The organism is Kitasatospora sp. NPDC005856, assembly GCF_040629945.1.
Taxonomy (GTDB): domain Bacteria; phylum Actinomycetota; class Actinomycetes; order Streptomycetales; family Streptomycetaceae; genus Kitasatospora.
Genome location: NZ_JBEXWT010000053.1, coordinates 52214 through 62273 on the forward strand (window position 1 = coordinate 52214; position 10060 = coordinate 62273).

Consider the following 10060-nt stretch of genomic DNA (forward strand, 5'->3'; position numbering starts at 1 on the left):
GGGAACCTGATCATGCGGGCCAGAACAGCCGTATCCACAGCCGCTCTCGCGGCGCTCAACCTCACCGTCGCGGCCCTCGCCGTCGTCCCGGCGACCGCCGCTCCGGCGGCCGTGACCGCCGCCGCCGACGTCACCGCACCGGCCGGGTTCGTCGGGATGTCCCCGACCCGGATCCTGGACACCCGCGACTACAGCCAGGTCCCGGCGATCCGCACCGTACGCCCGGTCCAGGAGGGCCAGTACTACTCGACCCCGCTCGCCACGTTCTGCCGCAGCCACCCCCCGCAGAACTGCACCTCCGTCGTCCCGTCCGACATCACGGCCGTGGTGGTCAACGTGACCGTCACCAACCCGACCGCCGACGGCTTCGTCTCGCTCCTCCCCACCGCCGGTCCGCCGGGGACCAGGCCCGCGACCTCCAGCATCAACTTCAAGGCCGGCCAGACGGTCTCGAACCTGGTCACGGTCGCGGTCGGCCCGGTCGACCGCGCCGCCCCGTGGCTCACCCTCTACAACAACGCGGGCACCACCGACGTCGTCCTCGACGTGGTCGGCTACTACCGGACCGCGGCGACCGACAAGTACGGCCCGCTGACCCCGACCCGGATCGCCGACAGCCGCAGCGACGGCACCGGCCGGCTCGGCGGCGACGCGGTGCGCACGTACCAGGTCGCCCGGCCGGAGCTGGGCACCGCGGACGCGAAGGCGGTGGTCCTCAACGTCACCACGACGGACGGCTCCTGGGAGAGCTTCCTGACCGCCTACCCGACCGGGACGCAGCGGCCGGCCCGGGGTTCGAACGTCAACTTCCCGGTGGGGTCGACGGTCGCCAACCAGGTCGTGGTGCCGGTCGGGGCGGACGGGAAGATCGACGTCTACAACCGCGCCGGCTGGGTGCACGTGATCGTGGACGTGGTCGGCTACTACGGCCCGTCCGGCACCGGGCTGTTCAGCGCGCTCAAGACCCCCGTCCGCAATCTCGACACCCGGGTCACCGGCGGCATGCTCCAGCGGGGGGCGACCACGGCCGTCCAGGCCGTGCCCACGGACGGCTCGGTCCCGAACGTGCTGGGCGTCGAGGCCAACGTCACGGTCACCGACGTCTCCGACTACGGCCACCTCACGGTGTTCCCGGGCGGGGGCCAGCCGCCGAACACCTCCACCGTGAACGTCGAGCCCGGGCAGACCATCGCCAACTCGGCGACCACCGGGGTCACCGGCGGGGGTACGTACTCGGTCTTCAACCACGGCGCTCCGGTGAACGTCGTCGCCGATCTGACCGGCTACTTCGTCACCGGCTGAGCCGGTAACGATGCCGCCCGGCCCGCCGCCCCGGAACACCCGGGTCGGCGGGCCGGGCTTGTCCGGGGAAGAGCCGCGTCCGGACGACCCGCCGAGAATTCCTCCGGCAGGGCACAACCCCGGGCGTCCCCGGGCGTCCAACCAGTGCTGGCAGCAAACCGGTCCAGCACCACCGACCTGGGGGAGGAATCCCGACCATGCGGGTCAGAACAGCCCTGTCCACAGCCGCCCTGGCGGCGCTCGTCCTCATCGCCCCGGCCCTCGCCACCGTCCCGGCGACCGCCGCACCCACCGCCTCGCCGGCCACCGCCCCGGCGGCCGACACCGCCACCCCCGACGTCACCGCACCGGCCGGGTACGTCGGGATGTCCCCGATCCGGGTCCTGGACACCCGCGACGACAGCAAGGTCCCGGAGACCCGCACGGCGCGGCCGCTGCGGGCCGGCGAGTACTTCTCGACCCCGATCGCCACGGGCTGCCTCGCCCCTCCGCGGCAGGAGTGCTTCGGCGTCGTCCCGACCGATGCCACGGCCGTGGTGGTCAACGTGACCGTGACCGACCCGACCGCCGACGGCTTCGTCACGCTCGGCCCCCCTGGCGCGCCGGGCACCAAGCCCGCAACCTCCAGCATCAACTTCAAGCCCGGCCAGACCGTCTCGAACCTGGTCACGGTCGCGACCGGCCCGGTCAGCCACGGCGTCCCGTGGCTCACCCTCTACAACAACGCGGGCACCACCGACGTCGTCCTCGACGTGGTCGGCTACTTCCGGACCGCGGCGACCGACAAGTACCGCCCGCTGTACCCGAGCCGGATCGCCGACAGCCGCCGCGACACCACCGGCCGGATCGACACCGACTCGGTGCGCAGCTACCAGGTCGCCCGCACCGAGCTGGGGACCGCGGACGCCACCGCGGTGGTCCTCAACGTCACCGCGGTCGACGGTTACCGGGACGGCTTCCTGACCGCGTACCCGGCCGGAGAACCCCGGCCCGACGTCGGCTCGAACGTCAACTTCCCGGCGGGCTCGACGGTCGCGAACCGCGTCGTGGTGCCGGTCGGCCAGGACGGCAGGATCAACCTCTACAACCACGTCGGCCCGGTGCACGTCGTCATCGACATCGTCGGCTACTACGGACCGTCCGGCAAGGGCCGGTACAGCGCGCTCAGGACACCGGTGCGGAGCTTCGACTCCCGGCTCGGCGGCGGACCGGTGCCCGGGTCGGGCACCCGGATGATCCAGGCCGTCCCCACCGACGGCTCCGTGCCGAACGCCTTCGGCGTCGAGGCCAACATCACGGCCACCAACGTCCTCGCTGACGGCTACCTCGCGGTGACCCGCGAACCGGACCTGCAGACGGGCACCTCCACCGTCAACGTGGTGCGGGGGCAGACCACCTCGAACTCGGCGACCGCCGAGGTGCTCGAAAGCACGGGCACCTACGCCGTCTACAACCACGGGGCCGACCTGGACCTCATCGCCGACGTGAACGGCTACTACGTCACCGACTGACCAGGCACCGTCCGCCCGTCGCCCGGGGGAGTCCCGGACGGCGGGCGGGCGGACGGCGGGCGGACGGCGGACGGACGGCGGGCGGACGGCGGGCGGACGCCCCCGGACGCCCCCGGACGGCTCAGACCGGCCAGCGCTCCCCGCGCCAGGCCGCGTCCCAGAACATCCACTCGTAGCGCGAGGTGGTCACGAAGTGCTCGACCACCTTGCGGCGTTCGGCCGCGGACAGCTCCTCGCCCAGCCGGTCGGTGAGCGCCAGCACCCGGCGGACCACCGACTGGAAGGCCTCGTCGCCGTAGGTGGCGATCCACTTGGCGTACAGCGGGTCGGGCGAGCCCTGGGCGAGCAGCGCCTCGCCGACCCGGGCGTAGATCCAGTAGCAGGGCAGCACCGCGCCGACCGCCTCGGCGAAGGAGCCGCCGTAGACGGTGGCCAGCAGGTAGCTGGTGTAGGCGCGGGTGGTGGGCAGCACCGGCTCGGCGGCGGCCTCCTCGGCGCTGCCGCCGAAGGCGGTCAGGAACTCGGCGTGCATGCCCTGCTCGGCGGCGAGCGCGCCGACCGCGTCGTCGGCGAAGGCCCGGACGTCCTGCTCGCCGGGTGCCTTGGCGGCGCAGACGGCGAGCGCGCGGGCGTAGTCGCGCAGGTAGTGCGAGTCCTGGACGACGAAGTGGCGGAAGGCCTCGCGCGGCAGGGTGCCGTCGGTGAGCCCGGCTAGGAAGGGGTGGGCGAGGATCTCGGCGTACACCGGCTCGATGGCGGCCCAGAGTTCTTCGGTCAGCGTCTTGGTGCTCATGCCGCCGACCCTAACCGCCGGGACGTGCGTGCGGCCGGGGCGCTCGTGCTGCCGGGGCGCGCCTGCCGCCGGCCCCGGGCGCCGGGGCCGCTCAGTCCTCCGGCGGGGAGAACACCACCAGGACCCGCAGTTCCTCGGTGACGTGGTGGAACCGGTGCTGGGTGCCGGCCGGCACGTACACCACGGTGCCGCGTCCGACCGGCGCCGTCTCGGCGCCGACGGTCAGCTCGGCCCGGCCGCTGATCACCTGGTAGATCTCGTCCTGGTCGTGCGCGGTCTGGGTGTCGGTGTCCCCGGGGGAGAGCGCGTACAGCCCGGCGGACATCCGCGGTTCGCGCAGGAACCGCAGGTACGCACCGTCGTTGGCCGCCCGTTCGGCGTCCAGTTCGTCCAGCCGGAAGAGCTTCACCGCCGCCGTCCTCCCTCGTCCTCGGGCCCGGCCGTCCACCTGCCGGACCAGGGGCATTCAACACCACCCCGCCGTCCGGTGGTTCCGCCGGGACCGGGGTACCTGCCAGGCTTGGGCGGCATGAAGGGTTTCGTCATCAAGACACTGATCAACGCGGCGGCCATCTGGGTCGCCGCCTGGATCGTCAGCGGTATCCAACTCGCCCAGGGCAACGCGGACTGGCAGCACAAGGCGCTGACGGTGCTCGGCGTGGCCGTCGTGTTCGGCGTGGTGAACTGGCTGATCAAGCCGGTGGTCAAGCTGTTCTCGTTCCCCCTGTTCATCCTCACGCTGGGCCTGATCACCTTCGTGGTCAACGCCCTGATGCTGCTGCTCACCTCCTGGGCCTCCGGGAAGCTGAGCCTGGACTTCCACGTCACCAACTTCGCTTCCGCACTGGTCGGTTCACTGATCATCAGCCTGGTGGCGTGGGGCCTGCACCTGGCCCTGGACGACGACTGACCGGCGTCGCGCGGACAGCCGAAAGGGGCCCGCACCCGGGTGGTCCACCGGGTACGGGCCCCTTCGCCGTTCCGCTCGCCCGGCCGGGCCGGCGCCGGAGCGCTCAACCCGCGTTCTCGCGCCCCCTGAGCAGGTCCGCGAGCTGGGCGTCGATGTCACGCCCGGTGAACTCCTGCCCCATCGGCACCAGCCGGTCGGTGCGCGCCAGGAAGGCGATCAGCGGCGCGGACGAGGCGCACAGCAGGGCGTCGCCGTCGGGGGAGCGCAGCACGATGCGGACCTCCGAGAGTTCCTCGCCGACCGGGCGGATGTGCACGTCGCCCTCGCCCGCCGGGCCGCTGATCCCGTCGAGCAGCAGCTCCCGCGCGAAGTACCAGGTGACCGGGGCGTCGCCGGGCAGGTGGAAGGTGAGCCGGACGGCGTACGGATCGTCGGCCTCGTACGCCAGGTCCACCGGGAGGCGGAAGGAGAGCTCGTGCGAGACCACGAGGTTCATCACCAGGTGACCCTGGACTGTGCTGTGCTGCATGGCGCCAGTACCTCTCGTTCTGCCCACGCGCCGTCGGTCTGCTGGTCCGATAGCGGCCGGACATGTTTTCGACGGTTTTTGTGACGGTTTAGGCAACCAATCCACGTTCGGTCATCATCGTCCACGTTTGGTGATGTAGTGGACAAGGCGTGCTTTTTCAAATGGTGAACGAGCCGGGGCTGGTCCAGACCAAGTGGCGTCAGAAGATGAACGCCGAGCTCATCGCCCCCACCCCGCGCCGCAGTTGGCGGGCGGCGGGCGCCAGCCGGTCGGCCTGGTCGACCGGAAGAGACAGGGCCATGGTGGCGACCACCGGGCCGATGGTGATCGGAACGGCCGCGCAGACCGTGCCGAGCGCGTACTCCTGCCGCTCCAGCACCGGCATGGTCGGCCGCAGCGAGGCGAGCCGACGCAGCACCGCCGTCTCACCGGTGAGGGTGGACGGGGTGAGAGCGGCCGGCGGATGGCGGGCGAGGTGGTCACGACGTTCCTCCTCGGGCAGCTGGCCGAGCAGGCACTGGCCGATGGCGTGCGCGTGGGCGGTGGCCCGGAAGTCCGCCCAGGGCTCGACGGCCGGGCGGTTCGGGCCCTCGACCACGTCCACCAGGTGGACCTCGCCGTCCCGGTAGAGCGCGAAGTAGACGGCGGCGCCGAGTTCGTCCCGTAGGGACTGCATCCGCGTCCGCAGGTCGGGATCGCCGGACCGGACGCCGGCGCGGGCTATGCCGTCGAGCGCCTCCCCCTGGAAGAAGCGCCCCTCGGAGCGCCGCAGGTAGCCCTCGTGGGCCAGGGTCCGCAGCAGGTGGTAGGCGGTGCCGAGGGGGAGTCCGGCCGCCCGGGCCAGTTGCTTGGCGGTCGCACCGCGCCGGAAGCCGCCGACCGCCTCCAGCAGCCGCAGCGCCCGCTGGACGGAGCCGATCAGGGTGGGCCCGCGGTCCGCCGCCGTCCGCCGCGGCGCGGCCGTCCCGGACCCGCGCGCCATCTCGAACGGCTGCGTTCTCTCGAACGGCTCCGCTTTCTCGAACGGCTGCGTCTCCTCGAACGACCGGGCCTTCCCGAACGGCTGCGGACCACCGAACGGCTGAGCTCTCCCGATTGGCTGTGCGATCCGATCCATGCCACCCAACCCCCAGCCCGAGTCCCTCGTACAGGTCCCTGCCCAGAAGGGCGCGCGGAGCGAAACCTCCGATTTGCCCGATGGCTGCTCATTGCAGCACAGCGGATCCCCGAACGGATGCACCCGACCAGGTCGGCGTTTCGACCCGTTCCCGGTGCGTTTCGACCCGTTCCCAGGGTTTCGCCCCCTCCCCGGCGCGGGAGACTCCCGCACAACGCGCGAGTCCCGGAGGTGGCCATGGGCCCCGAGAACCACACCCCGCCACCGCGCCCGGTCGTGAAGCGCACCGCGCGGGCGATCCTGCTGGACCTGGACCCGGACGATCCGTACGGCCCGGCGTCGATCGTGCTGATCCGGCGGGTCCGGCCGGACTCGCCGCACCCGTACTGGATCACCCCCGGCGGCGGGGTCGAACGCGACGACCGGACGGTGGTCGAGGCGCTGCACCGCGAGCTGGACGAGGAGCTCGGCGGCAAGGTCGTGGACGTGGTGCCCGCCTTCGTCGACACCATCAGCCACCCCCTCCCCCAGCCTCCGGCCGGGGGGACCCCGATCGACGACGGCACCCTGCCGCACCCGCACGGGGTCAAGGTCCAGCACTTCTTCGTCTGCCGGCTCGCCTCGATGGACCTCAGCCGGCGGCACGGGCCCGAGGTGACCGACCCCAACGGCGAGTACGAGGTGGTCCGGCTGCCGTTCACCCGCGAGGGCGTCACCTCGGTCAACGTGGTCCCGCCCCGGCTGCGGGCGTACCTGGCGGCCAACATCGAGGGCATCCGCGCGCTCCTCGCACCCGACCTCGGGTGATCAGGCGAGGGCCGGGTCGCCGACCGGGTCGTGCCGGATCCGCTCGGCCGGCACCCCGGCCCGCACCAGCGCCCCGACGCCCCGGCGCACCATCGCGGGCGGCCCGCTGAGCACCGCCTCGCGTCCGGTCCACGGGCCGAACCGGCCCACCACCTCGGGCAGTTCGCCGGTCAGCCCGTCACCTGGCCACCGGCCGCCTCGCGGCTGGCCGCCGGCCCGGCCGCCACCGGACAGCACCGGACGGACCGTCAGCCACGGGTGCCGCAGGGCCAGTTCGCGCAGGCCGTCCAGCTCGTACAGCTCCTCGGCCCGGCGGGCCCCGTAGAACACCTCGACCCGGCGGCCGGGCCCGCCGTGCTCGGCGGCCTCCTCCAGCAGGGCGCGGATCGGCGCGATGCCGGTGCCGCCGCCGAGGCAGAGCAGGTCCGGGCCGGCCGCGTGGTCGACGGTCATCGAGCCGGCCGCCGGACCGAGCCGCAGCACGTCCCCGGGTGCGGCCCGGTGGACCAGCGCGTTGCTCACCCAGCCCGCCTGGACGGCCTTGACGTGGAAGGTCAGCAGCCCGTCCGGCCGGGGCGCAGCGGCGAAGGAGTAGTGCCGCCAGACCCGCGGCCACCAGGGCGTCTCCAGCGCGGCGTACTGCCCGGCCCGGAACGGGTACGCCTGGTCCGGGCGGACGGTGATCGCCGCGACGTCCCGGGTGCGGCGCTCGTGCCGGACGATCTCGCCCTGCCACCAGGGCGGCGAGGTGCGGGCGTCCTCCTCGGCCGCCTCGATCATGGCCGAGGCGATCATCCGGTAGGCGCGGCGCCAGGCCGATTCGGCCTCGGCGTCCCAGTGGTCGCCCGCGTACCGGGCCAGCGTCCGCACCAGGCAGTCCTCGACCGCGATGTAGTGCCCGGCCAGCGTGCCGTGCCGGCGGTGGCCGCGGCCGAGCCCGGTCAGCGTGGCGCGCAGGGCCGCCGGCTGGTCGATCTCGTGCACGACGGCCAGCAGGGTGCGGAACAGCCGGTCGCGGTGGACGTCCATGGCGGCGGGGAAGAACGAGCGGAGCTCGGGGTGGCGCAGGAAGAGCAGCGCGAAGAAGTGCGCGGTGGCCCGGTCGGCGACCGGCACGACGGCGGCGAGGCCGGCCCGGACCAGCTCGACGTCCCGGGCGGTGAGCGGCGATCCGCCGGCGATCCCGTCCTGCCCGGCGGCGGGGAGCGCGGCGGCGGGGGGCACGGCCGGGAGCTGCCCGAGGTGGGTCCGCACGCCCCAGGCCTCGCTCCACCGGTCGCCCGGACCGGCCCGGTTGAGGCCGGGCGCGTCGGCGAACGGCGAGCCGAAGGAGGCGGGTTCCGGAGCGGAGGCGGGATCCGGAGCGAGAACGGGAGCAGGGGCGAGAACGGGAGCAGGGGCGGGGGCGGGCACGGCCGGCGGGTACGGCGGCGGGGCCGGGACCGCCGGCCGGACGGGCTCCAGCAGCGACACCGGCGGCAGCACCGCCGTCGGCGCCTCCGCCTCCGGCAGGCCCGGGACGGAGGCGGCCCGCGCCGGGCCGTACCCGGTGCGGACCAGAACTGACCTGCGGGACTTCACCGCTACGTTTCGAGTACCCAAGAGAATCGTTTCGCCTCCGGCCGGCCTGCGCCACCACCTGGCTTGTCTTCGCTGACGCCAAGGCAGCGTGGCACGGCCGGAGCACTCGTCCGACGAATCGCGCGAAGCCCGGACATCCGGGCCGGGGACGCGCTACTCTCCCCGGCCCACGGTAGCCCTGGGTGCCCCTCCGCGCACCCAGGGCTACCCCGCCCCGCCCCGACGGCCGGGCTCAGAGCTGCCGCAGCAGCATCCCCGGCTGCTCCACGCAGTCCGCGACGAACCGCAGGAAGCCCCCCGCCGTCCCGCCGTCGCAGACCCGGTGATCGAAGGTGAACGACAGCTGGGTCACCTCGCGCACCGCCAACTCCCCCTGGTGGACCCAGGGTTTGGCGACGATCCGACCGACCCCGAGCATCGCCGCCTCCGGGTGGTTGAGGATCGGGGTGGAGCCGTCCACGCCGAACACGCCGTAGTTGTTCAACGTGAAGGTGCCGCCGGTCAGTTCGCCCGGGGTGAGCGCACCGCTGCGCGCCGCCTCGGTCAACCGGCCCAGCTCCTCGCCGAGTTGCTCGGTGCTGCGGCCCTGCGCGTCCCGCACCACCGGGACGACCAGCCCGCGCTCGCCCTGCGCGGCGAAGCCCAGGTGCACCGCCGAATGCCGGACGATGCCCGAACCGTCTTCGGTCACCGAGGAGTTGAGCTCCGGGAAGCGCGCCAGCGCGACGGTGCAGATCCGCGCCAGCAGCGCCAGTACGCTCACCTTCGGCCCCGGCATGGCGTTCAACTGCCGCCGTAGCGCCATGAGTTCGGTGGCATCCGCATCCACCCAGCAGGTCGCCGCCGGGATCTCCCGATGGCTGCGGCTCAGCTTCTCGGCCACCGCCTTGCGCAGTCCGCGCAACGGGACCACGCCCTCCTGCACGGTCGGCGCGACGGGCCCGACGGGCGCCGGCGCGGCCACCCTGGCCGCAACCGCCCGTTCGATGTCCGCACGCATGATCAGCCCGTCCGGCCCGCTCCCGGTCAGCGCGGTCAGGTCGACCCCCTGCTCCCGGGCCAGCCGCCGCACCAGCGGCGAGATCACCGGCACCACCACCGGCTCGGCCGGCGCCTGAGCGGCAGCCTGGGCAACGGCCTGAGCAGTAGCCCGAGCCGGCGTCTGAGCAGCAGCTTGAGCAGCGGTCCGAACGGGAGCCTGCGCCGAAGCCTGCACCGGAGCCGCCGCCCGGGCAGGAGCCACCCCGACCCGACGCCGTCGCGTGCCCCGCCCCGGCTCGGCGACCCCGAAGCCGACCAGCGGCCGCTCCACCTCGGAGGCCGCCGGGGCCGCCGGAGCCGCGACCACGCCCGGCTCCTCCGGACCCTGCGCGGCGCCCCCCGCCGCCGACGCCACCGCGACCGTCACCAGCGGCGCGCCCACGGCGATCTCCTCGCCCTCCTCGCCGTAGCGGGCGGTGACGACTCCGCCGTAGGGGCAGGGGACCTCCACCACGGCCTTGGCCGTCTC

10 protein-coding genes are annotated in these 10060 nt (G+C 73.6%); 4 read left to right on the plus strand and 6 right to left on the minus strand.

Annotation, left to right across the window (positions count from 1 at the left end):
• The first annotated feature begins 12 nt into the window (after positions 1-12).
• Both ABZ449_RS27155 and ABZ449_RS27160 read left to right on the plus strand, forming a co-directional pair.
• Positions 13-1302 carry a hypothetical protein gene (locus ABZ449_RS27155; RefSeq protein WP_360351000.1) on the plus strand — a complete coding sequence of 430 codons (1290 nt, stop codon included), beginning with the start codon at positions 13-15 and terminating at the stop codon, positions 1300-1302.
• A 197-nt stretch (positions 1303-1499) separates the two neighbouring features.
• The gene (locus ABZ449_RS27160) at positions 1500-2813 is read left to right on the plus strand and encodes a hypothetical protein (protein WP_360351003.1); all 1314 of its coding nucleotides are present in this window, start codon (positions 1500-1502) and stop codon (positions 2811-2813) included.
• A 121-nt stretch (positions 2814-2934) separates the two neighbouring features.
• Here ABZ449_RS27160 and tenA read toward each other — a convergent pair whose 3' ends face one another.
• Together tenA and ABZ449_RS27170 are read right to left on the minus strand one after the other, a co-directional pair.
• Positions 2935-3606, minus strand: a complete 672-nt coding sequence (gene tenA / locus ABZ449_RS27165) for a thiaminase II (protein WP_360351006.1) — start codon at positions 3604-3606, stop codon at positions 2935-2937.
• Positions 3607-3697: 91 nt separating this feature from the next.
• Positions 3698-4015, minus strand: a complete 318-nt coding sequence (locus ABZ449_RS27170; RefSeq protein ID WP_360351009.1) for a cupin domain-containing protein — start codon at positions 4013-4015, stop codon at positions 3698-3700.
• 120 nt (positions 4016-4135) lie between these two features.
• On the opposite strand from ABZ449_RS27170, the gene ABZ449_RS27175 reads away from it, so the two are divergent.
• Positions 4136-4516, plus strand: a complete 381-nt coding sequence (locus ABZ449_RS27175; RefSeq protein WP_360351012.1) for a phage holin family protein — start codon at positions 4136-4138, stop codon at positions 4514-4516.
• 103 nt (positions 4517-4619) lie between these two features.
• Here the strand turns inward: ABZ449_RS27175 and ABZ449_RS27180 are convergent, their stop codons facing one another.
• Positions 4620-5012 carry an SsgA family sporulation/cell division regulator gene (locus ABZ449_RS27180; protein WP_360351027.1) on the minus strand — a complete coding sequence of 131 codons (393 nt, stop codon included), beginning with the start codon at positions 5010-5012 and terminating at the stop codon, positions 4620-4622.
• Between the two features lie 232 nt (positions 5013-5244).
• Positions 5245-6027 carry a helix-turn-helix domain-containing protein gene (locus ABZ449_RS27185; RefSeq protein WP_360351015.1) on the minus strand — a complete coding sequence of 261 codons (783 nt, stop codon included), beginning with the start codon at positions 6025-6027 and terminating at the stop codon, positions 5245-5247.
• A 372-nt stretch (positions 6028-6399) separates the two neighbouring features.
• Here ABZ449_RS27185 and ABZ449_RS27190 point away from each other — a divergent pair, with 372 nt between their 5' ends.
• Positions 6400-6969 (plus strand): NUDIX domain-containing protein, encoded by a 570-nt coding sequence (locus ABZ449_RS27190; RefSeq protein ID WP_360351018.1) that lies wholly within the window; start codon positions 6400-6402, stop codon positions 6967-6969.
• Here ABZ449_RS27190 and ABZ449_RS27195 read toward each other — a convergent pair whose 3' ends face one another.
• Both ABZ449_RS27195 and ABZ449_RS27200 read right to left on the minus strand, forming a co-directional pair.
• On the minus strand, positions 6970-8550 hold the full coding sequence (locus ABZ449_RS27195; RefSeq protein WP_360351021.1) for a globin domain-containing protein: 1581 nt from the start codon (positions 8548-8550) through the stop codon (positions 6970-6972).
• Positions 8551-8782: 232 nt separating this feature from the next.
• A partial coding sequence (locus tag ABZ449_RS27200; RefSeq protein ID WP_360351024.1) for a dihydrolipoamide acetyltransferase family protein occupies positions 8783-10060 on the minus strand: 1278 nt, incomplete at its 5' end.